Here is a 22,635-nt window from a genome sequence, read left to right on the forward strand (position 1 = left end):
GGAGATATCCGATGAGCTTCAATGCCCGCATCACCCTGCCCGCCCAGGCGAAGGCCGGCGAGATCGTCGAGATCCGGGTGCTGACCCGCCACCCGATGGACCGCGGCGGCCAGTCCGACGGCAAGGGCGGCACCGTGCCACGCAAGATCCTGAACCGGCTGACCGCTACCTATGCCGGCGAGCCGATCTTCCGCTTCGACATGCACACCGGCGTCTCGGCCAACCCCTTCGTCTCGTTCACGACGCGGGCGATCGAGACCGGCGACATCGTCTTCGAATGGCGCGAGGACGGCGGCGCGACCTACACCCGCACGGCCCGGCTGACCGTGACGTGAGGGGGAGAGCGGTTCCGATCGTGCCTCACCGCGGGTCATCCCGGACGCAGCGCAGCGGAGATCCGGGATCCATTCCGGAGGCAATCCGAGCAGGCGCTCCGGAATGGATCCCGGGTCTCCCTTCGGTCGCCCGGGATGACCCGTGTGGTTTGGGAGCGATCGGTTTCGTGGTCGCGGTCATCTGTCTCATTCTCCAGACATCCGCCGCCCTCGCCGAAATCCGCTCCGGCACCGACTTCCTCTCCCCCGAACTGCGCCGGCAGCAGGCCGATGAGACGCGCAATCCCGGCTTCTTCTGGGTCGAGCAGGGGCGTGAGCTGTTCACCCGCAAGCCGGCCGGCGACGGGCAGGCCTGCATCGCCTGCCATGTCGAGCCGCAGCAGAGCCTGCGCGGCGCCGCCACGCGCTACCCGCAGGTCGATGCCGCCACCGGTCGGTTGATGAACCTCGAGGGCCGCATCGAGCAGTGCCGGGTCGAGCGGCAGTCGCAGCCCGCCTTCGGCTACGAGACGCCGGACCTGCTCTCGCTGACCGCCTATCTCGCTTCGCTCTCGCGCGGCCTGCCGATGCAGGTCACGACCGACGGGCCTGCGCAGCCCTACTACGAGGCGGGCCGGGCCTTCTTCGCGCGCAGGCAGGGCCAGCTCAACCTGTCCTGCCAGCAATGCCATGACGGGCTCGTCGGCCAGAAGCTGCGGGGCGACACGATCAGCCATGGCGCCGGCACCGGCTATCCCGCCTACCGGCTCGAATGGAACGAGGTCGGCTCGCTGCACCGGCGCCTGCGGGCCTGCTCGCTCGGCGTGCGCGCCACCCAATTCGAGGCCGGCGGGCCGGAATATCTGGCGCTCGAGCTCTACCTGGCCGGGCGGGCGCGCGGGCTGCCGGTCGAGACGCCGGCGATGCGGCGCTGAGGCGGGGCGTGCCGCCGGAGTTCGGGGGGGGCGGACCACGAAATGGGACGCCGGGGCCGGTTTTGGGATGCCTGGCACTCCCCCGTGCGGGTCCGGGCGGACATAAACGACGTTCAAGGCCCCGGCCGGTGACGCAGGCCGGGGGCTGTCTGGACGGGACGAGACGACATGCGGGTTTTTCTGCGCAAGGCCTTGAAGCGCACGGCGCTTGCCGTGGTGATCGCCTCGCTCACGCTGCTGGGGCTGCGCATCTACGACAGCCAGCGCGGCGCGCCGCTCGAACCCTGGCACACCCATATCCCCAAGGAGCTGTCGATCGCCGAGCTCGATCGCGGCGGCTGGCAGGATTACCTGAAAGCCGAGGAGCAGGCCTTTGCCGGTGTCCGCGCGCAGGTGACGCAGAAGCTCGGCCCTGACGAGCGCGTGCCGGTGAACCGCTATTTCGACGGCAGCCCGATCCATCCGGCGGGGTTCAAGCAGGACTGGAACCGCTCCTATGTGCTCCGGCCCGACGGTCCGCCACAGGGCGCCGCCGTCTTCCTGCACGGGCTGACGGATTCGCCCTACAGCCTGCGCCATGTCGCCAGCCAGTATCGCGAGCGCGGTTTCGTGGCGGTGGCGCCCCGCCTGCCGGGCCATGGCACCGTGCCGGCTGGGCTCACCGAAGTCGATTGGGAGGACTGGCTGGCTGCGACGCGGCTGGCCGTGCGAGAGGCAAGGCGCCTCGCCGGGCCGTCCGCGCCGGTGCACCTGGTCGGCTTCTCCAATGGTGGGGCGCTCGCCCTCATGCATGCGCTGGAGGCGCTGGATGATGCGAAGCTGCCGCGGGCCGATCGCCTGGTGCTGATCTCGCCGATGGTCGGGATCACCGCCTTCGCTCGCTTCGCGGGCTTGGCCGCCCTGCCGGCGGTCCTGCCGGCCTTCGCCAAGGCGGCCTGGCTCAGCGTCCTGCCCGAGTTCAACCCGTTCAAATACAATTCCTTTCCGGTCAACGGCGCACGGCAGTCGCATCTGCTGACGGCGGCATTGCAGCAGAAGATCCTCAGACAAGCGCGCGAGGGGCGGCTCAAGGACCTGCCGCCGCTCCTGACCTTCCAGTCGGTGATGGATTTCACCGTCTCGACCCGCGCGATCATCACCTCGCTCTATGTGCATCTGCCCGCCAATGGCAGCGAGCTCGTGTTGTTCGACCTCAACCGCAGCGCCAAGTTCGGCCCCTTGCTGAACACCTCCGCCGACACGCTGCTCGGCCGCATGCTGCCCCCGGTGCCCCGGAATTTCCGGCTTGCGGTGATCACCAATGCGAGCCCCGATTCGAGCGAGGTGATCGAGCGGGTGACCGAGGCCGGCGCCAGCGCGGAAACGGACCGGGCGCTCGGCCTGTCCTATCCGCGCGACGTGTTCTCGCTCTCGCATGTCGCGCTGCCGTTTCCGCTGACGGACGGGCTCTACGGCATGACGCCCGACCCGGCCGATGATTTCGGCATCCAGCTGGGCTCGGTTGCGGCGCGTGGCGAGCGCGGCACGCTGATCGTCAATCTGGACGCGCTGCTGCGCATGTCCTCGAACCCGTTCTATCCCTATCTGCTCGGCCGGATCGACGAGCGGCTGGGGGCGCCTGGGCAGGCGGCCGCGGAGAGGCCGGCGGAGTAGGGGACTGTCGACCTCGCCGCCCTTTCGCATGAGCCACCCGAGCGCAGCCGCTCCCGATTCCGCCCCGAGCCGGCTCGTGCCACCAATCGCTCCGGCGATGGCCTGCAGGTCTTCCGCCCTGCCGAATCCGGGCCACGTCGCCGCCGCCCGGGCCGTCTCGACCGCGACACGGACGGCCCGGTGCGGATCCGCGATTCGGCTGGATTGCGGAGACCGTCGCGCTATGGTTTTCCTGCTCGGCCCTGCGCGTTCGGACAGGCAGCCTCCGGAGTGCCGAGATCCGTGAACAGCCGTCAGATCGAGACCTTCGTCGCCGTCATGAAGGCCGGCACGATTTCGCGGGCGGCCGAGTTGCTGGGCGTCACCCAGCCCGGCGTCAGCCGCACCATCGCCGATCTGGAAACCTCGATCGGCTTCCTGCTGTTCGACCGGGTTCGCAACCGCATCGTGCCGACGCCGGAAGGCCGCCTGCTTTATGAAGAGGTCGCGGCGTCGTTTCGCGGAATGGACAAGATCCGCTCCGCCGCCGCGCGCATCCGCGACCATGGCGCCGGCCAGATCCGTGTCGCCTCGCTCTCGGCGCTCGGTTTCTCCCTCGTGCCGAAGGCCGTCCGGCGCTTTCGCGACAGGCGCCCCGACACCGCGGTGACTCTGATGGTGCTGCCGTCGCGTGATGTCCGCGACGGCGTGGCGGCGGGTGAGTTCGACCTCGGTCTGGCCGCCGACGAGGTCGATGTCAGCGGGCTCGTCCACCAGCCCTTCGTCTCGCCGCGGGCCTTTTGCGCGATGCCTGCTGGCCATACCTTGGCGGAGCGCAGCGTGATCACGCCGCACGACCTCGCCGGCCTCGATTTCGTAGCCTATGTCCCCGAGGATCGCGCGCGCCAGCGCCTCGACCTGATCATCGCCGAGGCAGGGGCGGCCCCGCCGCGGATCGTCGTCGAAACGATCTACGCCGCCACCGTCTTCGCGCTCGTCTCGGAAGGTGTCGGCATCGGCCTGGTCAGCCCCTATGCGATCGCGGGCTTCGATCAGTCGCGGGTCGTGCTGCGGCCCTTCGAGCCTGCGGTACACAGCAAGAGCGTTCTGCTCCTGCCCTCGGACCGACCCAAATCGCAGCTGGTCCGCGACTTCATCGACTGTCTGATGGCCGAACGCTGAGCCGACTGATCGACCGACGCCATAACATCAGAGCATCGGCTTATGCCTTTCGCCTGATTGCGGCATTCCGGCGATCGCTTACGCATGGTCCCACGAAGGGATTCCCACCATGCATGACTCCACCCGTTGCGTTCACCACCCGGCCGTCAACGAGGAAGGCTACGCCTCGCTGGCCGTGCCGACGCATCGCGCCTCGACCATCGTCTACAAGGACGCGGCGAGCTTCGCGGCGCGCAAATACCGCGGCTTCGACGGCTACACCTACGGGCTGCACGGCACGCCGACGACCCGCACGCTGGAGGCGCAGCTCACCGCCCTGCATGACGGCGTGCGCACCGTGCTGGTGCCGTCGGGCCAGGCGGCGGTGACGATGGTGATGCTCGCCGTTCTGATGCCGGGCGACAAGGTGCTGATCCCCGACCATGTCTATCCGCCGGTGCGCAGCTTCTGCGAGGATTACCTGAAGCCGCGCGGCATCGCCTATGGCGTCTATGACCCGCTGGTCGGGGCCGGCATCGCCGATCTCATCGACGCGGCGACGAAGCTTGTCTGGGTCGAGTCGCCGGGTTCGGGCACGATGGAGGTGCAGGACGTGCCCGCCATCGTGAAGGCCGCCAAAGCCAAGGGCTGTCTCGTCGGCTGCGACAACACCTGGGCGACGCCGCTCCTCTTCAAGCCGCTGGCCCATGGCGCCGATTTCGCCTGCGAGGCCCTGACCAAATATGTCGGTGGCCATTCCGACCTGCTGCTCGGCTCGATCACCGTGTCCGACATGGCGCTTCGCCAGAAGCTGAAGGAGCTCCTGCGCGGCTATGGCGTCGGCGTCTCGCCCGACGAATGCCAGCTCGCCTTGCGCGGCATCGAGACGATGGCGCTGCGCGTCGCGCATATGGGCCGGGTCTCGGAGGATTTCGCCCGGCGCCTGACGCATTCGCCGGCGGTCGAGACCGTGCTGCACCCGGCGCTGCCCTCCTGCCCCGGCCATGAATTCTGGGCGCGCGATATGGGCCGCTCCTCGGGCGTGTTCAGCCTCGTGCTGAAGCCGGTGCCGGAGGAGGCGCTGGAGGCCGCGCTGACGGCGCTGAAGGTCTTTGCCATTGGCGCCTCCTGGGGCGGCACGCGCAGCCTGATCGCGCCGATGGCGGTGAAGGGCGACCGCAGCGTCGTGCCCTGGACGCCCGAGGGCACAGTGCTGCGCATCAGCATCGGTCTGGAGGACGAGGACGACCTCTGGGCCGATCTCGACGCGCTGCTGGTCGCGCTCGAACCCAAGCCGGCCGTCAAGGTCGCCTGAGACAAGACAAGACAAGCCGGGATGAGACCGACGCGGCGGGCATGCGCCCGCTGCGCGAGGAGAGCTGTGCCTGACGACGACTGCCATAAAACAGGGGAACACCATGAAACACGCGCTTATCGGGCTGACTGTGATCGCGGCGCTGGCCACACCGGCCGCCGCCCAGACCAGCGGCACGCTCGCCAAGATCAAGGAGCGCGGCCACGTCATCTGCGGCACGAGCCCCGGCGTCGCCGGCTTCTCGATCCAGGACGCGGCCGGTCGCTGGAACGGCTTCGACATTGACATCTGCCGCGCGCTCGCGGTCGCGATCTTCAACGACCAGGACAAGGCGAAGTTCGTGCCCCTGACGTCCAAGGACCGGCTGATCGCCCTGCAGGGCGGCGAGATCGACGTCCTCCCGCGCACCACGACCTGGACGCTGTCGCGCAATCTCGGCCAGGGCGTCACCTTCACCGCCGTCAACTACTATGACGGGCAGGGCTTCATGGTGGCAAAGAAGCTGGGTGTCACGAGCGCGTCCCAGCTCGACGGCGCCTCCATCTGCGTCGCGCAGGGCACGACCAGCGAACTCAACCTCGCCGACTACTTCCGCAAGCTCGGCATGAAATACGAGCCCGCCGCCTTCGCGACCTCGGAGGAGGCGCTGAAGGCCTATGAGGCCGGACGCTGCGACGCCTATACGACGGATGTTTCGGCGCTCGCCGCGGTCAAGCTGAAGCTGCAGAACCCTGAGGCCTACGAGGTTCTGCCCGAGGTCATCTCCAAGGAGCCGCTGGGGCCATGGGTCCGCACCGGCGACGAGGGCTGGTTCAACCTCGTGCGCTGGACTGTGGCCGCTCTGGTCAACGCCGAGGAACTGGGCGTGACGCAGGCCAATATCCGCGAGATGAGCCAGTCCACCAATCCCGAGATCCGGCGCTTTCTCGGGCAGGACGGCAAGTTCGGCGAAGCGATGGGGGTGACCAACGACTGGGTCGTGCGGATCATCGCCACCGTCGGCAATTATGGCGAATCCTTCGATCGCTATCTGGGCGAGCAGTCGCGCCTGAAACTGAAGCGTGGTCCCAACGCGCTGTGGACCAAGGGCGGCCTCCAGTACAGCCCGCCGTTCCGCTGAGACAGACCGGACCTGCGGCGGCCGCGCGCCCGCAGATCGGCCGGCGCCGATCAACGCGATCCTGACCATCCCGCCCGCTGGCCGACGAGGCCCGTGGGCGGATGCATGGACGAGGGCGACACATCAAGGCCGAGCGCCAGGGCCCGGTGACGCCGTCACGATCTTCGAACGGCGCGGGCCCGTCGCCTCGTTTTCGGATCGATGCGCCCGCCCGCAGGGAAGCCTCTGTGCGCGATCGTTGGCATGGTTCTGCCTGGCGAAAGACGGCTTCGCGCGCGATGCGATCGCTTGCGCGCAGGTGCCGCGATCGTGAGCGAGCGTCATCACGGCAATCGCGCATCGGGCTGGAACGTTTCCAAACTCTGAGTGGTTGAGGGGCCAGTCATCCGCGCAGCGCGGCATGTGGCGACAGCGTCCTCAAGCGGCGCGGGTCGTCGCGCCGTCGCAGCGAGCGCCCCCATCCTCGGAGAACTCATGCAATTTCCCAGCGACATGGCGGCGACACGCCGCGACATGCTGATCGGCACAGCCGCCGCGATGGCCACCACATCGTCGGGCTCGCGGCTGGCGGCCCAGACACCCGGCACGCCGGCGTCCAACGATCTGGCCCCCGTGATCTCGCGCGTTTCCTTCGAGGTCAACGGCGCCAGGCGCGAACTCAGCCTCGACGCGCGCACGACATTGCTCGACGCCTTGCGCGAGCACCTGCATCTGACGGGAACCAAGAAGGGCTGCGATCATGGCCAGTGCGGCGCCTGCACGGTCATCGTCGATGGCCGGCGCGTCAATTCCTGCCTGACGCTCGCCGTCATGCATGAGGGCAACACGGTCACCACCATCGAGGGTCTGGGCACCCCCGACAATCTGCACCCGATGCAGGCGGCCTTCGTCAAGCATGACGGCTACCAGTGCGGCTATTGCACGCCGGGCCAGATCTGTTCGGCGGTCGTCGTGCTGGACGAGATCAAGGCCGGCGTCCCCAGCCATGTCAGCGCCGATCTCAACGCGGCGCCGGAGGGCACCGAGGCCGAGATCCGGGAGCGCATGAGCGGGAACATCTGCCGCTGCGGCGCCTACCCCAACATCGTCGACGCCATCACCGAAGTCTCAGGGAGGAAGGCATGAAATCCTTCACCTACGAACGCGCCACCACGCCGACCGAAGCCGCTGCGGGCGCCGCCCGCAACCCGGGCGCGCGCTTCATCGCCGGCGGCACCAATCTGCTCGACCTGATGAAGCTCGAGATCGAGACGCCGCGCCATCTGATCGACGTCAACGACCTGTCCCTCGACACCATCGCGCCGACGCCGGAGGGCGGGCTGCGCATCGGGGCGCTGGTCCGCAACACCGATCTCGCGGCCGATGCCCGTGTCCGGCGCGATTACGGCGTGCTGTCGCGGGCGCTGCTCGCCGGCGCCTCGGGTCAGCTGCGCAACAAGGCGACGACTGCGGGCAATCTGCTGCAGCGCACCCGCTGCCCCTATTTCTACGACACCAACCAGCCCTGCAACAAGCGCCGGCCCGGCAGCGGCTGTGCTGCGCTCGACGGCTACAGCCGCTCGCTGGCTGTCGTCGGCGCCAGCGAGGCCTGCATCGCGACCTATCCCGGCGACATGGCCGTGGCGATGCGCGTGCTCGATGCGAAGGTCGAGACCGTGAAGCCCGATGGCGCGACGCGCGCCATCCCGATCGCCGAATTCTACCGCGCCCCCGGCGACACGCCGCATCTCGAGACGACGCTAACGACCGGCGAGTTGATCACGGCCGTGACGCTGCCCCAGCCCGTTGGCGGCAAGCAGATCTACCGCAAGGTACGTGACCGCGCCTCCTATGCCTTCGCGCTGGTCTCCGTCGCCGCGATCGTCCAGCCCGATGGGTCGGGTCGCGTCACGGTCGGCGGCGTCGCCCACAAGCCCTGGCGCATCGAATCCGCCGAGGCGCGCCTGCGCGACGGTGCCAAGCCCGTGACCGACGCTCTGCTGGCGAACGCCCGCACCACCAAAGACAACGCATTCAAGCTCCCGCTGGTCGAGCGCACGCTCGCCGCCGTGCTTGCCGAAGCGAGGGCCTGACGCCATGAAGTTCGACACACCCGCCACCACGAACCCGATCGATCGGCTGAAGGTCGTCGGCCAGCCGCTGGACCGGATCGACGGGCCGCTCAAGGTCACCGGCACGGCGCGCTACGCCTATGAGCAACACGACGTCGCGCCCAACCAGGCCTATGGCCATGTCGTCGGCGCCGCCATCGCCAAGGGCCGCATCGTCGCGATGGACCTCGCGGCCGCCCGCCAGGCACCCGGGGTTCTGACGATCGTCACCGCCGAGACCGCGGGCAAGCTCGACAAGGGCGACTACAACACCGCGAAGCTGCTGGGCGGGCCGGAGATCGAGCATTATCACCAGGCCGTGGCGCTGGTCGTCGCGGAGACTTTCGAGCAGGCCCGCGCGGCGGCACAACTGGTCGTGGTGCGCTATGCCGAGACCAAGGGCGCCTTCGATCTCGGAGCCGCCAAGGACGGGGCGCCCGACGCGCCGTCCGAGGACGAAAGCCCGACGCAGACCGCGGTCGGCGATTTCGACAAGGCGCTGGCCGCAGCGGCGGTGACGCTCGACCAGAGCTATTCGACGCCCGACCAATCCCACGCGATGATGGAGCCGCACGCCTCGGTCGCCCATTGGGAGAGCGACAAGCTGACGCTGTGGACGTCCAACCAGATGATCGCCTGGACCGTCGGCGATCTCGCCAAGACGCTGCGCATCCCCAAGGAGAACGTCCGGCTGGTCTCGCCGTTCATCGGCGGCGGCTTCGGCGGCAAGTTGTTTCTCCGCAGCGATGCGGTGCTGGCGGCGCTCGGCGCCCGCGCGGCGCGGCGGCCGGTGAAGGTCGCCTTGCAGCGGCCGCTGATCTTCAACAACACCACCCATCGCCCCGCCACGATCCAGCGCATCCGCATCGGCGCCACGGCCGACGGTAAGATCACCGCCATCGGCCATGAGAGCTGGTCGGGCGACCTGAAAGAGGGCCAGCCGGAACTCGCGACCCAGCAGACGAAGCTGCTCTATGCCGGCGCCAACCGGATGACCTCGCTGAAGCTCGCGGTGCTCGATCTGCCGGAAGGCAATGCGATGCGCGCGCCCGGTGAAGCGCCGGGCCTGATGGCGTTGGAAATCGCCATGGACGAGATGGCCGAGAAGCTGAAGCTCGATCCCGTCGCGTTCCGTATCCTCAACGACACGCAGGTCGATCCCGAGAAGCCCAAGGTGGCGTTTTCGCAGCGGCATCTCGTCGAATGTCTGCGTCAGGGCGCCGAGCGCTTTGGCTGGGACAAGCGCTCGGTCAAGCCTGGAACCACGCGCGACGGCAAATGGCTCGTCGGCATGGGCGTGGCTGCCGCGTTCCGTGGCAATCTGGTGATGAAATCGGGTGCCCGCGTCACGCTCGGGACGGACGGCGTCGTCACCGTCTTCTCGGACATGACCGATATCGGCACCGGCAGCTACACCATCATGGCGCAGACCGCCGCCGAGATGATGGGGCTGCCCATCGACAAGGTGAAGGTCGAGCTGGGCGATTCGACATTCCCCGCCTCGGCCGGGTCGGGCGGGCAATGGGGCGCCAATTCGGCGACGTCGGGCGTCTACGCGGCCTGCGTCAAGCTGCGCGAGGCGGTGGTGCAGAAGCTCGGCTTCAACTCTGCCGACGCGGTGTTCGAGGATGGGGCGGTCAAGGCCGGCAACCGCGCCGTCCCGCTGACCCAGGCCGTCGGCGACGGCGCGATCACGGTCGAGGACACCATCGAGTTCGGCGATCTCGACAAGACGTACTCGCAGGCAACCTTCGGCGGGCATTTCGTCGAAGTCGGCGTCGATGCCGCCACGGGCGAGGTCCGCCTGCGGCGCATGCTGGCGGTCTGCTCGGCGGGCCGCATCCTCAATCCGAAATCGGCCCGCAGCCAGGTCATCGGCGCGATGACGATGGGCGCCGGCGCGGCCCTGATGGAGCATCTCGTCGTCGACAAGCGACGCGGCTTCTTCGTCAACCACGATCTCGCCGGCTACGAGGTGCCGGTTCATGCCGACATCCCCCATCAGGAGGTCGTCTTCCTCGACGAAACCGATCCGATGTCCTCGCCGATGAAGGCCAAGGGCGTCGGCGAGCTCGGCATTTGCGGCGTGGGTGCTGCCATCGCCAACGCGATCTACAACGCGACGGGCATCCGCATGCGCGACTACCCGATCACGCTCGACAAGCTGATCGACAGGCTGCCCGCGGTGGCCTGAAGGCTGACGCTCCGGCCGTCGTCGGAGCGTCCGTTCCTGCGGTGATGGCGGGAGGCGAGGGCGGTCGCGATGCGCCCTCGCCCTGTCACAACGCCCGCAGCGGCGTCACGATCAGGCGCCCGTCGGGCGCCGAGGACAGCGCCGCCTCGACCCCGAAGACGGCCGCAACCATGCGCTCGTCGATGACGGCACCCGGTTGGCCGCAGCACACGACACGGCCCTGGCGCATCACCATGACCGCGTCGGCAAAGCGCGCCGCGATGTTGAGGTCGTGCAGGATGACGAGCGTGGTCAGCGACCGTGCCCGGGTCATGCGCAGGACGATCGCCAGCACGTCGAGTTGGTGGCGGATGTCGAGCGCGCTGATCGGCTCGTCGAGCAGGAGCAGCGCAGGCTCCGACGCCAGCGCCTGTGCCAGGAAGACGAGCTGGCGCTGGCCGCCGCTGAGCTCGCCGAGATAGCGCGAGGCCAGCGGCATCAGGTCGAGTTCGCCCAGCACCGCCTCGACCGCGGCGAGATCCTCCGGGCGCACCCGCAGGCCCAGCCGCCCGAGACGCCCAAGCAGCACCGCTTCGAGCACGGTCAGCGCGGCGCGCGCGCCGATGTCCTGCGGCATGTAGCCGATCCGCTCCGGCCGCATGGGCGAGCCGTCGAAGCTGACCACGCCCTCATGCTTCACCAGCCCGGCGATGGCCTTGACCAGCGAGGACTTGCCCGAACCGTTGGGGCCGATCACGGCGAGAACCTCGCCGGGATGGGCGGTGAGGTCCACTGCCTCGATCGCCTGCGTGGCGCCGTAGCGGACGCTCAATCCTTCGACGGTCAGCTTCACCAGAAGGCCCTCCGGTTGCGCAGGATCAGCCAGACGAAGAAGGGCACGCCGATCAGCGAGGTGACGATGCCGATCGGCACGATGGCGCCGGGCAGGACGGTCTTGCTGGCGATCGAGGCGAGCGAGAGCAGCAGCGCGCCATAGAGCGCCGAGGCCGGCAGGAAGCTGCGCTGATCCTCGCCAACCAGCATCCGCGCGATATGCGGCGCCACCAGCCCGACAAACCCGATCGTCCCGACGAAGGCGACTGCCACCCCTGTCAGCGCCGAGATCAGCACGAAGGAGCGCAGCCGCAGCTGCCGGACATCGACGCCCAGGCCCCGCGCCCGCTCGTCGCCGAGCTTCAGCGCGGTGAGCCGCCAGACATCGGCGACGAGAACGGGGATGCAGGCGACGAGCACCGCCGTGATGATCCAGAGCTTGCTCCAACTCGCCTTCTGCAGCGAGCCGAACAGCCAGAACACGATCTGCTGCAGCGCCTCGGGCGAGGCGACGAACTGCAAGAGCGCCAGCAGCGCCTGGAACAGGAAGAGCAGCGCGATCCCGGCCAGCACCAGCATCTCGGGCGAGGATTCCCGCGCCTGGCCGATGCCGTAGACACCCGCGCAGGCGATTGCTGCGAAGAGGAACGCCATCAGCGGGATGCCCCAGGCCTCGGGCACCGGCATGGCGACGCCGAGCACGATGACGAGCGCCGCCCCGAAGCCGGCCCCGGCCGAGACGCCGAGCGTATAGCTCGACGCCAGCGGGTTGTTCAGGATCGTTTGCATGATGGCGCCGGACAATCCCAGCGCCGCCCCGACGACGAGCGCCACGAAGGCGATCGGCAGCCGGATCGACCAGACGATGGCATCGACCGTGCGGTCCTGCGCCAGCCCGAACACCGATTTCGCCACCGCCGCGACCGGCAGGAAGGCCGGCCCCGTCGCGACGTCGAGCACGAGGCTGACGAGGATGGCGACGGAGCCGATGGCGAGCACCGCGACGCGGCGCGCGCCCATCGCGGCATAGGTCGCGGTGAGGGAGATCGCGCTCATGGCTTGAGCGGCAGCATCCAGGTGCCGCTGAAGGCGATCGGCAGGAAGGCCTTGTGATAGGCCCGGAACGATGCGACCGGGTCGACATCCGCGAAGGCCTCCGGATAGAGCCGCTTGGCGATGTATTGCATCGCCACGAAGTCGTAGAGCGTGCGGGCGAGCCCATGCTCGATGGCGTTGATGTCGCCGGCCTTGATCGCCTTCAGCTCGGCCCAGCCGGCGCGCTGCGCATAGGGCATCAGGCTGGCGCGGGTCTCCGTTTCCGGGATGTCGTAGCCGGTGCGCACCGCCTTGGGCCGGTTCACCCAGGAGGACGACGCCATCAGGATCAGGTCCGGGTTCTCGGCGATGACGGCCTCCGCATTGAGCGGTCCCCAGGGCCCGGGGATCTTGCCGGTGGCGATGTTCTCCGCCCCGAGCGTGGTGATGATCTTGCCCCACATCGTGTTGTTGTAGGTGTTGCCGATCGTCTCCGCCCCGGCCTGGCCGAGTTCGACATAGACTTTCTTCGTCGGGGCGCCGGCCGCCTTGGCCTTCGCGACGCGGGCGAGCACGTCGTTGTACTCGCGCTCGTAGAGGCTCGCGAGACCTTCGGCCCGGGCTTCCGTCCCCATCACCTTGCCGAGTGCGCGCGTCGAGGCGAGATGGCGCTCGAGCAACTGGGCGTTGTAGTCGATGATGACGACGGGGATGCCGGCGCCCTCGATCTGCTGCATCTGCGTGGCCAGGGACTTGTAGCCCCATTCCGACATCAGCAGCACGTCGGGCTTCAGCCCGATGACCTTCTCGGCGCTGAAGGTGTTGTCGTCGCTATGGCCGATATCGGGCATGGCGGCGAGGTTGGGGATCACCGCCTTGTAGCGGTTGAAGATCACCGGCCGCCAGCCTTCCCAGGGCGCGCGCGAGATGCCGACGACTTTCTGCCAACCTTCGACGCCGGCGACCGCGGTGAACTCCTCGAAATTGAAGTTCACCGCGACACGCTTCACCGGCAGATCGACCGTGACCTTGCGGCCGAGCGCGTCGGTGATCTCGGTGGGCGCGGCGAGCGCCGCAAGCGAGGAGGCCAGCAGCGCCGCGCCGGCCAGGAGGGATTTGAATGAGAAATGCATCTTGGGGTTCCGTTGGATTGAAGGGGTCGTCGTTGCGGGCGAGGGCTCAGTGCTTGTGGGCGGGCTCGCGCGCGCCGACGCCCTGGACGGCGAATTCGACCGCGACCGTGCCGGCCTTCTCGAATTGCAGCGTCCCCTTGACCGCCTCGCCCTCCTTGAGGGGGCGCTTCAAATCCATGAACATGATGTGATAGCCGCCGGGCTTCAGCTCGGCCTTGGCGCCCGGCTTGATCTCGAGCCCGGTATCCAGCGGGCGCATCGTCATGATGCCGTCCTTCACCGCCATCTCGTGGATCTCGATGCGGCCGGCGATGTCGGAGGCGCCGCCGATCAGCCGGTCGGGCGCGCTGCCGCTGTTCTGGATCGTCAGATAGCCGCCGGCGACCTTGGCGCCGGCCGGCGTCGCGCGCGTCCAGGGATGGTCGATCTTGAGCGAGCCGAGCGTGTAGTCATGCGCGAGCGCCACCACGCTGGTGAGCGTCAGCATCGCGGCGGCGAGATAGTGCAGGGGCTTGTTCATGGCAGGATCCTCGAGGGGTTGACGACGTCGGGTGGAATCGTGAGCCGGGCGGCCGTCGCGGTCGGATTGCGCGCGGCGACGGACAGAACGGGCTCAGGGCGTGCGGCAGAGGGATCGCGAGGCGATCAAGGACGAGCGGGCAGACGGAGCGGTCTCGTCAGCAGGGACGCCGGCAAGGTCTTTGCCGGGATCGCAGAGCGAAAGACCCGTCGCGAGCCTGTCGCCATCGTCGCAAGGAGCGTTGGCGCAGCCCGGCTCTGGTTTAGACGAGAGCGGGGGGCGCGCGCGGATTGGCCGGCGAACGGCCGGCGACATAGCCCTGCGGCGCGTCGAGATGGCGCGCGAAGGCGATGAGATCGACGGGGCGGTGAACGACGGGCACGAAGCTCGCGGCGGGTGTGGCCAGGCCACCGCCCGACAGGGCGCAGCCGATCACGCAGCAGCTCGTCCGGTCATGCTGGGCCGTGCCCTGGTCGGACGCCGAGGGCGCCGGCATCTCGCCCGGCGCGCAGAGTGCCAGGGCCAGCGACCGGTCGAGGCTCATGCTCGCGGCATGGGCCCCCGAGGACAGCCCCGTGAAGACCGCCTGCAGCACGAGCAGATAGGCCGCGATGATCGCGACCCAACGGCGAGATGCTGCGTTTTTGCGGAATGCGGACAAGGACGTGTCTCCCGGCTCGCTTCCTAGCACCGGGACGAGGCCTGTCAAAGGGGGGCGCTGCGGCGGCTTGTCCACCGGGCCCTGTTGACAACCAAGTAATGTTATACTGTAACAAAATGGACTCTCTCCCCTGGGACTGCCCGCCATGACCGACGCCCTCTTCATCGACCGCCGCCTGCCCGTGACCGTGCTGTCCGGCTTTCTCGGTGCCGGCAAGACGACGCTGCTGAACCACATCCTCAACAACCGCGAGGGCAAGCGCGTCGCGGTGATCGTCAACGACATGAGCGAGGTCAACATCGACGCCGACCTCGTGCGCGAGGGTGGGGCGGGCCTGTCGCAGACGCAGGAGAAGCTCGTCGAGATGAGCAATGGCTGCATCTGCTGCACGCTGCGCGACGATCTGCTCACCGAGGTGCGCCGGCTCGCCGCCGAGAAGCGCTTCGACTACCTGCTGATCGAGGGCACCGGCATCGCCGAGCCGCTGCCGATCGCCGCGACCTTCTCCTTCCGCGACGAGAACGACCAGTCGCTCGACGATGTCGCGCGGCTCGACACCATGGTCACGGTCGTCGATGCGCTCAACCTGCTCGCCGATTACGACAGCCGCGACTTCCTGGCCGATCGCGGCGAGACGGCGGGCGAGGGCGATGGCCGCACGCTGGTCGATCTCCTGGTCGAGCAGATCGAGTTCGCCGATGTCGTCGTCATCAACAAGATCGGCGAGGCGACGCCCGAACAGCGCGAGAAGGTGCGCCAGGTCGTGCGCGGATTGAACGGCGATGCGCGCATCGTCGAGGCCGAATTCGGCCGTGTGCCGCTGTCTGCGGTGCTCGACACGAAGCTCTACAGCGAGGAGCGCTCGCAGGAACATCCGCTCTGGCACAAGGAGCTTTTCGGCTTCAAGGACCATGTCCCCGAGACCGAGGAATACGGCATCCGCTCCTTCGTCTACCGGGCGCGCCGCCCTTTCCACCCGCGCAAGCTCTACGATCTGCTGGAGCAGCGCCTGCCCGGCGTGATCCGCGCCAAGGGCCATTTCTGGCTGGCGACCCGGCCGCGCTGGGTCGGCGAGTACTCGCTGGCCGGTCGCATCACCCGCACCGAGGGCATGGGCAGCTGGTGGGCCGCGGTGCCCAAGGAACGCTGGCCGCGCTCGGAGGAGTTCGCCTCGCTGATGCGCAAGCACTGGTCGCAGACCTGGGGCGACCGGCGCCAGGAACTGGTCTTCATCGGCACGCAGGCGATGGACGAGGCGGTCATTCGCGCCCTGCTCGATTCCTGCCTCACCGGCAGCCCGGCGACCGGCATGACGCAGGGCCTGCTCACGCTCGAGGATCCCTTCCCCGCCTGGGACCGGCAGGCGGCCTGAGACATGCGCGATCTCGGAAAGGCCGGGCGCCGCGCCGCGCCCGCGATGGCCTGCGACATTCTGTCTTGCGGCGCAGCATCCGGCATGCTCTTTTCGCCGCGTCGGTTCCCGAGAGGGATCAAAAGGGAATCCGGTGCGGGCCCGTCAGGGCGCAAATCCGGAGCTGCCCCCGCAACTGTCAGCGGCGAGCGACGTTCGATCATGCCACTGGGCTCGCCCGGGAAGGCCGAACGAAGCATCGACCCGCGAGCCAGGAGACCTGCCGACGTCGTGAAGCCAATCAACCGGGCGGGGTGCCCCGGAAGGAGCTCTGATGACGGTCGCTCTCCCGCGCGGGCTTTTCGCGCGTCCGGAACGCAACGGCGCCACAGCACCGACCGCTCCCCGCTCGCGGGAGCCCGGTGACGGATGCTGCAGGAAACAACCCTAGACGCCGGGCAGGACGCGGCCCATTCGAGCTCGAATTTCGGCCTGAAGGACGAGATCCGGACCTATTGGTCCAAGCGCGCCGAGACCTTCGATCTCTCCTACGGCCACAGGATCCGCTCCACCGGCGAGTTCGACGCCTGGTCGAGACTGATCGCGCACCATGCCCCGATCGGCCCCGGCGACCGTGTGCTCGAGCTTGCCTCCGGCACGGGCGAGGTCACGCGCCTGTTGTTAGGCTTCGGCTGCAGCGTCGATGCCATCGATCTCTGCGAGCCGATGATCGAGCGCGCGAAGACGAAACATCGTGGCTCCGCCGTGCGCTTTCATCTCGGCGATGCCGAGAACACGATGATGCCCGACGCCCTCTACGATCTGGTGATCTGCCGCAACCTCGTCTGGACGCTGGTCGATCCGCAGGCCGCCCTGGCGGACTGGCTGCGCGTGCTGAAGCCCGGCGGCGCGCTGGTCGTCGTCGATGGCGACTGGGTCAACCGCTCGCGGCGGGCGAGGCTGCTGCAACGCCTGTCGGGATGGGTCGACCGGCTGACGGCCGCGCCGCATCTCTGGGACGAGGCGGCGCATCGGCGCATCATGCGCGGCGTCTTCTTCCGCAACGGGCTCAAGGCGCCCGCCCTCGCCACCATGGCGTCGGCTGCCGGCTTCGTCGCCATCCGCACCGGCCCCTTGACCGGAATCAGGCGCCGCCAATTCGCCTCCGCCTCCTGGAGCGAGCGGCTGCGGCTGCTGGCGACCTATGACGACACCTTCATCCTCTCGGCCCGCAAGCCGACGCTCGCCGCCAACACCCCCGGAGCCTCCCCATGATGTCCACGCCCCTCGACCGTCGCGCCCTCCTGTCGGGGGCGCTCGCCGGCGCGGCCGCGCTCGCCGCGCGCCCGACCCTCGCCCAGGCTGCGGGTCCGGCCGAGCTGCGCATCGCCCAGCCCTGGGAGGTCAAGACCCTCCAGCTCGGCGAATCCGGCTTCACCTTCACCCGCGCCGGCATCACGGAAACACTCGTCGCCTCGCTGCCGGACGGGCGCATCGCGCCGGGCCTGGCCCAGTCCTGGAGCGTCAGCGACGACGGGCTGCAATGGCGCTTCCGGCTGCGCGACGCCGTGTTCCATGACGGCACGCGGCTCGATGCCGCGACAGCCAAGGCGTCCTTCGACCGGCTGCTGCCGCAATCGCTCTATCTGAAGCGTGCCGGCATCGCCGCCGTCCATGCAGATGGTCAGGACCTCGTGCTGAAGCTCGAGAAGCCGTTCGGCCCGCTCCTGTCCTATCTCGTCGACAACTCGGCCGCGCTGCTGGCGCCCGGCGCCTTCGACGGCGAGGGCCGCGTGCGGGCCATCATCGGCACGGGACCGTTCAAGATCGGCGCGGCCGAGCTGCCCCGCAGCCTGGCGCTGGTCCGGCACGAAGCCTATTGGGGCGAGAAGGCGCGCGTCGCCGCCGTTCGCTACGACGCGGTCGGCAATGGCGACACCCGCACCAACATCGCCGTCGCCAAGGATGCCGACATCGTCTTCAACCTGGCGGCGCAGGGCGTCGGCCGCGCGGGATCGGCCGGCATGACGATCGAGCGCGTGATCATTCCCCGCACCCACATCCTGATGCTGAACTGCGCCAAGCCGCAATTCGCGGAAGCTCCGGTGCGCCGGGCGCTCAGCATGGCACTCGATCGCGAGGGCATCGCGGCGGGCATTATGCGCAACAAGGCGCTGGCGGCGACGCAGTACCTGCCGCCGACGCTGGCCGAGTGGCACTTCGCCGACCTCGCCCCGCTCCGCCAGGATGTCACGGCCGCCAACGCCCTGCTCGACGCTGCCGGCTGGCCGCGCGGCGCCGACGGCATCCGCGCCAAGGGTGGCGTGCGCTTTGCCGGCACCGTCCGCACCTTCGCCAACCGGCCTGAGCTGCCGGTGATCGCCACCGCGATGCAGGCGCAGCTGCGCGCGATCGGCTTCGATCTCGCCATCAGCGTCGGCGAGGCGCAGGCGATCTTTGAGGCGCAGAAGGACGGCTCGCTCGAACTGGGTCTCAGCTCGCGCAATCTCGTCATCGTGCCCGACCCGATCGGTACCATCGCGCTGGACTATGCCGCCGACAGCATCGCGCCCGGCTCGACGGGCACCACCGGCTGGCGCCATGATGGGTTGAGGCAGGAGGTGGCGCGCTATCTCGCCGAGGCGGACGACAGGCGCCGCGCCACGGCAAGGCGCGCCATCGCCGGCATCATCCATGAGGAGCTGCCGATCATCCCCGTGACCTGGTACGACCAGATCGTCGCCGTTCATCCGCGGGTTTCCGGCTTCGTCACGGACCCGCTCGAGCAGCGCTACTTCCTCGACAGGGTCACGATCGCGTCGTGAGTGCAGCCCGGTCTTCGTTCTGGCCCGGCGGTGCGGCGGGCACCGTCCTGCGCATCGTCGCCTCACGTCTGGTGCAGGCGGTGCTGACGGCGCTCGTCCTCGCCAGCCTCTGCTTCGCCTTCGTCCAGGCGCTGCCGGGGGATGCGGCCCTGCGCATCGCCGCCGCCCGCAGCGGCGACGACCGGGTCACGGCGGAGTCTGTCGCGCGAGTGCGCGAGCAGGAGGGCTTGGATCGGCCTGTCCTGGCGCAATATGCGAGCTGGATCGGCCGGCTCGCCCAGGGCGATCTCGGTCACTCGCTGGTGTCGCGCCAGCCCGTCTGGCAGGAACTGGCCGAGCATGGCCGCTTCACGCTCGGTCTCGGCGCGCTGGGCTGGCTGCTCTCCTATGCCATCGCCCTGCCGCTCGGCATCGCCTGCGGTTTCAGGCCCGGCGGCTGGCTCGACCGTGGCACCAATGCGCTGGCGGTGGCGCTCGCCTCGATGCCGAGCTTCCTCGTCGGCATCGGCCTGATCTCGCTCTTCGCGCTCACCCTGCGCTGGCTGCCGCCGGCGGGGTTCCGCACCGGCGCGCATATGGTGCTGCCGGCGCTGACGCTGGCGCTGGGGCTGGCCGCCTTCTCGGTGCGGATCATCCGCAATGCGGTGGTCGAGGTCCGCGGCGCCTTCTACATGACGTTTGCGCGCATCCGCGGCCGCAGCGCCGGCTCCGCCTTCCTGCATCATGGCGTGCGCAATGCGGCGATCCCCGTGGCGACCTTCGCCGCCCTGCAGTTCGCCTATGTCGTCGACGGCTTCGTCGTGGTCGAGACGCTGTTCAACTATCCGGGCCTCGGCGATCTGCTCGTCAAGTCGCTGCTGGCGCGCGACGTGCCGATGATCATGGGGGCGGGCATGGTCGTCGGGCTGATGTATGCGGCGGTCAATCTCCTCGCCGATCTCGCCTGCATCGGGCTCGATCCGCGCCGTCTCGCGGGGCGCGGCGCATGACGCTCGCCCTGACGCATCCGCCCGCCCGCATCCGCCGACCGCTCGTCGCCCCTCTGCTGCTGCTCGGCGGCCTCGCGGCGCTGGTCGTGATCGGCCCGCTCGTCATCCCGCATGACCCGGCCGCGCAGGACCTCGTCCGCACGCTGGAGGGGCCGAGCGCGCAGCACTGGTTGGGCACCGACCATCTCGGCCGCGACATTGCCGCCCGCCTCGTCCATGGCGGCGTGCGCTCGCTCGGCATCGCCGTCTCCTGCGTCGGCTTCGCCACCGGGGTCGGAGTCGCGCTCGGGCTCGTGGCGGCCTATGCCGGCCGCGTCGCCGACATTGCAATCATGCGCCTGGCCGACCTGATGCTCGCCTTCCCCGGCCTCCTGCTGGCGCTGCTGATCTCCGGCTTCCTCGGCGGCGGCGTCCTGCCCATGCTGATCGGCATCAAGCTCGCGCTCTGGCCGCAATTCGCGCGGATGGCCCGCGCCATCGCCATCGGCGAGCTGGCGCAGCCCCATGTCGAGGCGGCGCGCCTCGCCGGCTTCCCCGCGCTGACCATCCTGCGCCGCCATGTCCTGCCGCCGGTGCTCCGCCAGACGGTGACGCTGGCGACGCTGGGGCTCGGCGCGGCGATCATGTCGATCTCTTCGCTCGGCTTCCTCGGGCTGGGCCTGCAGCCGCCGACACCCGAATGGGGCGCGATGATCAGCGAACTCCTGCCCTATCTGGCGGAGGCTCCCGTCCAGATGGCGGCGCCCTGCCTGGCGATCTTCCTCGCCGTGCTCGGGGCCACGCTGCTCGGCCAGGCCCTCGCCGAGCCACCCGCTCTGCCGGAGGAGATGTGATGACCGCGCCCGCACTGGCCCTTTCGGGACTGACGATCCGGGACCGGAGCGGCACCGCTCTGGTCTGCGATGTCGACCTGACGCTCGAGGCCGGCTCCGTGCTGCTCCTGATCGGCGAGACCGGCAGCGGCAAGAGCCTGATCGCCCAGGCCGTGATGGGCCTCCTGCCGGCCGGCTTCTCCGCCAGCGGCAGCATCGCCATCAACGGGCATGCACCGGTCGAGGCCAGCCAGGCCGGGCTGCTGCGGCTGCTCTGGTCGCGCGAGACGCTGCTGTTGCCGCAGGAGCCCCGCGCCGCCCTCGACCCGACGATGCGGATTGCGCCGCAGCTCTGGGATGCCGGGGCGCGCGACGGCACGGCGTGGCACGGCGAGGCCGGCCACGGGCTGACGACGCAGGAGGCGCTGGCCGCAGTCGATCTGCCGCCGCGCGTCTCGCGCGCCTTTCCGGCCGAGCTCTCCGGTGGCATGGCCCAGCGTGTCCTCGTCGCCTCCGCGCTGGTCGGCCGCGCGCCGCTGGTCGTCGCCGACGAGCCGACCAAGGGGCTCGATGCCGCGCGCGTCGCCCAATCCGCCGCGCTGCTGGCCTCGCTCGGCGGCGCCGGGCGCGCGCTGCTCGTGATCACGCATGACGTGGCGCTGGCGCGCGCGCTCGGCGGTCAGCTGGCGGTGCTCCGCGACGGGCGCATCGTCGAGCAGGGCCCGGCGGACACCGTCTTCGCGGCCCCCGACCATCCCTATACGCGCGCCTGGCTCGCCGCCGACCCCTCGACCTGGCGGCCCTGCCTGCGTTGCTGCGACCTCGAGGCGCCGGTGCTCTCCGCGCATGGGCTGTCCTTCGGCTTCAGCCGCGCGGAGCCGCTGTTTTCCGGTGTCGACGTCCATATCCCGCCCGGCGGCATTCTCGGCCTCACCGGGCGCAGCGGCTGCGGCAAGACCACGCTCGGCAACATCCTGCTCGGCCTGCAGCCCCCGTCGGCCGGAGCCGTGAATTGGCAGGGCGTCGACCCCTATCGCGATCGCGCCGGCGCGCGCCGCCTGCGTCAGCGCTACCAGAAGCTTCACCAGGATCCGGCGAGCGTCTTCCTGCCGGGACGCAGCTTCGCGCGCCAGTTTGCCGATCTCGCCGAGGTCGTACCGGGTCTCGTACTCGATGACGCGCTGCCGCCGCTGCTGGAGCGGCTGAGGCTCGACCGCAAGCTGCTCGCGCGGCGCCCCGGCGAGGTCTCGGGCGGAGAGGCCCAGCGCCTGGCGCTGGCGCGCATCCTGCTGCTGAAGCCGGCGCTGATCGTCGCCGACGAGCCGACCTCGCGCCTCGACCCGCTGGTCCAGCGCGAAGCCATCGCGCTGCTGGCGGAGATCGTCGCCAGCGAGAGCCTCGGCCTCGTCCTGATCAGCCATGACCGGGCGCTGCTGGCGGCGACCGCCGACGAGGTGCTCGACATCGGCGCGGGCGAGGGCGCCACGATCTTGCCCGGCTATGCGCGCGGCCTTCAGGAGGCCTCGTCGTAGCCGAGATAGGCGCCGAGCTTCATCATCGCCTTGTAGAGCGCCCGCCCGGTCGCATCGTCGACGATCAGCGCCTGGTCGTCGACGATGAGATAGATCAGGTTCTCGTCCTGCCAGTCGCTCGACCGGCCGAACTCGAGGTTGAGCGGCGCGGTGGTGTCGGTGACATCGACGAGCGCGCCGTCGAAATAGGGTGTGGACGTCAT

21 protein-coding genes and 1 riboswitch are annotated in these 22,635 nt (G+C 69.3%); of the genes, 15 read left to right on the top strand and 6 right to left on the bottom strand.

Going from position 1 to position 22,635, the window contains the following annotated elements; translation table 11 throughout:
• The first annotated feature begins 11 nt into the window (after positions 1-11).
• The 9 genes from soxZ (at position 12) to paoC (ending at position 10,761) form a co-directional block, all read left to right on the top strand.
• Positions 12-335 (top strand): thiosulfate oxidation carrier complex protein SoxZ, encoded by a 324-nt coding sequence (gene soxZ, locus Q8S38_RS24285; RefSeq protein WP_069053729.1) that lies wholly within the window; start codon positions 12-14, stop codon positions 333-335.
• Between the two features lie 167 nt (positions 336-502).
• The gene (soxA, locus tag Q8S38_RS24290) at positions 503-1,249 is read left to right on the top strand and encodes a sulfur oxidation c-type cytochrome SoxA (protein WP_305682889.1); all 747 of its coding nucleotides are present in this window, start codon (positions 503-505) and stop codon (positions 1,247-1,249) included.
• Between the two features lie 168 nt (positions 1,250-1,417).
• Positions 1,418-2,902, top strand: a complete 1,485-nt coding sequence (locus tag Q8S38_RS24295) for an alpha/beta hydrolase (protein ID WP_305682890.1) — start codon at positions 1,418-1,420, stop codon at positions 2,900-2,902.
• Between the two features lie 282 nt (positions 2,903-3,184).
• Complete coding sequence (locus Q8S38_RS24300; protein ID WP_305682891.1) at positions 3,185-4,063, top strand: LysR substrate-binding domain-containing protein; 879 nt, start codon at positions 3,185-3,187, stop codon at positions 4,061-4,063.
• 109 nt (positions 4,064-4,172) lie between these two features.
• Positions 4,173-5,357 (top strand): cystathionine beta-lyase, encoded by a 1,185-nt coding sequence (gene metC, locus Q8S38_RS24305; protein WP_305682892.1) that lies wholly within the window; start codon positions 4,173-4,175, stop codon positions 5,355-5,357.
• A 103-nt stretch (positions 5,358-5,460) separates the two neighbouring features.
• On the top strand, positions 5,461-6,477 hold the full coding sequence (locus tag Q8S38_RS24310; protein WP_305682893.1) for an amino acid ABC transporter substrate-binding protein: 1,017 nt from the start codon (positions 5,461-5,463) through the stop codon (positions 6,475-6,477).
• A 474-nt stretch (positions 6,478-6,951) separates the two neighbouring features.
• Positions 6,952-7,602: an aldehyde dehydrogenase iron-sulfur subunit PaoA gene (paoA, locus tag Q8S38_RS24315; protein ID WP_305682894.1), complete on the top strand. Its 651-nt coding sequence runs from the start codon at positions 6,952-6,954 to the stop codon at positions 7,600-7,602.
• On the top strand, positions 7,599-8,549 hold the full coding sequence (locus tag Q8S38_RS24320) for an FAD binding domain-containing protein (protein ID WP_305682895.1): 951 nt from the start codon (positions 7,599-7,601) through the stop codon (positions 8,547-8,549). The genes paoA and Q8S38_RS24320 overlap by 4 nt, the downstream gene beginning before the upstream one ends.
• A gap of 4 nt (positions 8,550-8,553) precedes the next feature.
• Complete coding sequence (gene paoC, locus Q8S38_RS24325; RefSeq protein WP_305682896.1) at positions 8,554-10,761, top strand: aldehyde oxidoreductase molybdenum-binding subunit PaoC; 2,208 nt, start codon at positions 8,554-8,556, stop codon at positions 10,759-10,761.
• Positions 10,762-10,846: 85 nt separating this feature from the next.
• Here the strand turns inward: paoC and Q8S38_RS24330 are convergent, their stop codons facing one another.
• The 5 genes from Q8S38_RS24330 to Q8S38_RS24350 all read right to left on the bottom strand — a co-directional run bounded on the left by Q8S38_RS24330 (position 10,847) and on the right by Q8S38_RS24350 (position 14,923).
• Complete coding sequence (locus tag Q8S38_RS24330) at positions 10,847-11,593, bottom strand: ABC transporter ATP-binding protein (RefSeq protein WP_305682897.1); 747 nt, start codon at positions 11,591-11,593, stop codon at positions 10,847-10,849.
• Complete coding sequence (locus Q8S38_RS24335; RefSeq protein WP_305682898.1) at positions 11,590-12,630, bottom strand: FecCD family ABC transporter permease; 1,041 nt, start codon at positions 12,628-12,630, stop codon at positions 11,590-11,592. Before Q8S38_RS24335 ends, Q8S38_RS24330 begins: the two co-directional genes overlap by 4 nt.
• The gene (locus tag Q8S38_RS24340; RefSeq protein ID WP_305682899.1) at positions 12,627-13,742 is read right to left on the bottom strand and encodes an ABC transporter substrate-binding protein; all 1,116 of its coding nucleotides are present in this window, start codon (positions 13,740-13,742) and stop codon (positions 12,627-12,629) included. The genes Q8S38_RS24335 and Q8S38_RS24340 overlap by 4 nt, the downstream gene beginning before the upstream one ends.
• 46 nt (positions 13,743-13,788) lie before the next feature.
• Complete coding sequence (locus tag Q8S38_RS24345) at positions 13,789-14,262, bottom strand: copper chaperone PCu(A)C (RefSeq protein ID WP_305682900.1); 474 nt, start codon at positions 14,260-14,262, stop codon at positions 13,789-13,791.
• Between the two features lie 262 nt (positions 14,263-14,524).
• Positions 14,525-14,923 (bottom strand): DUF2946 family protein, encoded by a 399-nt coding sequence (locus Q8S38_RS24350; protein WP_305682901.1) that lies wholly within the window; start codon positions 14,921-14,923, stop codon positions 14,525-14,527.
• 145 nt (positions 14,924-15,068) lie between these two features.
• On the opposite strand from Q8S38_RS24350, the gene Q8S38_RS24355 reads away from it, so the two are divergent.
• The 6 genes from Q8S38_RS24355 (at position 15,069) to Q8S38_RS24380 (ending at position 22,432) form a co-directional block, all read left to right on the top strand.
• Positions 15,069-16,295, top strand: coding sequence for a GTP-binding protein (locus Q8S38_RS24355; RefSeq protein ID WP_305682902.1), 1,227 nt, complete (start codon positions 15,069-15,071; stop codon positions 16,293-16,295).
• A gap of 85 nt (positions 16,296-16,380) precedes the next feature.
• Positions 16,381-16,576, top strand: a riboswitch (cobalamin riboswitch).
• Between the two features lie 127 nt (positions 16,577-16,703).
• Positions 16,704-17,549, top strand: a complete 846-nt coding sequence (locus Q8S38_RS24360; RefSeq protein WP_305682903.1) for a class I SAM-dependent methyltransferase — start codon at positions 16,704-16,706, stop codon at positions 17,547-17,549.
• On the top strand, positions 17,546-19,099 hold the full coding sequence (locus Q8S38_RS24365; protein ID WP_305682904.1) for an ABC transporter substrate-binding protein: 1,554 nt from the start codon (positions 17,546-17,548) through the stop codon (positions 19,097-19,099). Before Q8S38_RS24360 ends, Q8S38_RS24365 begins: the two co-directional genes overlap by 4 nt.
• Positions 19,096-20,088 (top strand): ABC transporter permease, encoded by a 993-nt coding sequence (locus tag Q8S38_RS24370; RefSeq protein ID WP_305682905.1) that lies wholly within the window; start codon positions 19,096-19,098, stop codon positions 20,086-20,088. The genes Q8S38_RS24365 and Q8S38_RS24370 overlap by 4 nt, the downstream gene beginning before the upstream one ends.
• Positions 20,085-20,921, top strand: a complete 837-nt coding sequence (locus tag Q8S38_RS24375; RefSeq protein ID WP_305682906.1) for an ABC transporter permease — start codon at positions 20,085-20,087, stop codon at positions 20,919-20,921. The genes Q8S38_RS24370 and Q8S38_RS24375 overlap by 4 nt, the downstream gene beginning before the upstream one ends.
• The gene (locus tag Q8S38_RS24380) at positions 20,921-22,432 is read left to right on the top strand and encodes an ABC transporter ATP-binding protein (protein WP_305682907.1); all 1,512 of its coding nucleotides are present in this window, start codon (positions 20,921-20,923) and stop codon (positions 22,430-22,432) included. Before Q8S38_RS24375 ends, Q8S38_RS24380 begins: the two co-directional genes overlap by 1 nt.
• Here the strand turns inward: Q8S38_RS24380 and Q8S38_RS24385 are convergent.
• A complete protein-coding gene (locus Q8S38_RS24385) occupies positions 22,414-22,635 on the bottom strand; it encodes a hypothetical protein (protein ID WP_305682908.1) in 222 nt (73 codons plus the stop codon). The genes Q8S38_RS24380 and Q8S38_RS24385 overlap by 19 nt on opposite strands.

The organism is Allobosea sp., from assembly GCF_030695125.1.
Lineage (GTDB): Bacteria > Pseudomonadota > Alphaproteobacteria > Rhizobiales > Beijerinckiaceae > Allobosea.

Bases quoted from the DNA above. Each gene is read 5' to 3' on its own strand.
- Q8S38_RS24375 (WP_305682906.1), top strand. From the start codon at position 20,085: ATGACGCTCGCCCTGACGCATCCGCCCGCCCGCATCCGCCGACCGCTC.
- Q8S38_RS24335 (WP_305682898.1), bottom strand. From the start codon at position 12,630: ATGAGCGCGATCTCCCTCACCGCGACCTATGCCGCGATGGGCGCGCGC.
- paoA (WP_305682894.1), top strand. From the start codon at position 6,952: ATGCAATTTCCCAGCGACATGGCGGCGACACGCCGCGACATGCTGATC.
- Q8S38_RS24385 (WP_305682908.1), bottom strand. From the start codon at position 22,635: ATGACGTCCACACCCTATTTCGACGGCGCGCTCGTCGATGTCACCGAC.
- Q8S38_RS24310 (WP_305682893.1), top strand. From the start codon at position 5,461: ATGAAACACGCGCTTATCGGGCTGACTGTGATCGCGGCGCTGGCCACA.
- soxZ (WP_069053729.1), top strand. From the start codon at position 12: ATGAGCTTCAATGCCCGCATCACCCTGCCCGCCCAGGCGAAGGCCGGC.
- metC (WP_305682892.1), top strand. From the start codon at position 4,173: ATGCATGACTCCACCCGTTGCGTTCACCACCCGGCCGTCAACGAGGAA.
- Q8S38_RS24360 (WP_305682903.1), top strand. From the start codon at position 16,704: ATGCTGCAGGAAACAACCCTAGACGCCGGGCAGGACGCGGCCCATTCG.
- Q8S38_RS24320 (WP_305682895.1), top strand. From the start codon at position 7,599: ATGAAATCCTTCACCTACGAACGCGCCACCACGCCGACCGAAGCCGCT.
- Q8S38_RS24340 (WP_305682899.1), bottom strand. From the start codon at position 13,742: ATGCATTTCTCATTCAAATCCCTCCTGGCCGGCGCGGCGCTGCTGGCC.
- Q8S38_RS24345 (WP_305682900.1), bottom strand. From the start codon at position 14,262: ATGAACAAGCCCCTGCACTATCTCGCCGCCGCGATGCTGACGCTCACC.
- paoC (WP_305682896.1), top strand. From the start codon at position 8,554: ATGAAGTTCGACACACCCGCCACCACGAACCCGATCGATCGGCTGAAG.
- Q8S38_RS24295 (WP_305682890.1), top strand. From the start codon at position 1,418: ATGCGGGTTTTTCTGCGCAAGGCCTTGAAGCGCACGGCGCTTGCCGTG.
- Q8S38_RS24380 (WP_305682907.1), top strand. From the start codon at position 20,921: ATGACCGCGCCCGCACTGGCCCTTTCGGGACTGACGATCCGGGACCGG.
- Q8S38_RS24355 (WP_305682902.1), top strand. From the start codon at position 15,069: ATGACCGACGCCCTCTTCATCGACCGCCGCCTGCCCGTGACCGTGCTG.
- Q8S38_RS24365 (WP_305682904.1), top strand. From the start codon at position 17,546: ATGATGTCCACGCCCCTCGACCGTCGCGCCCTCCTGTCGGGGGCGCTC.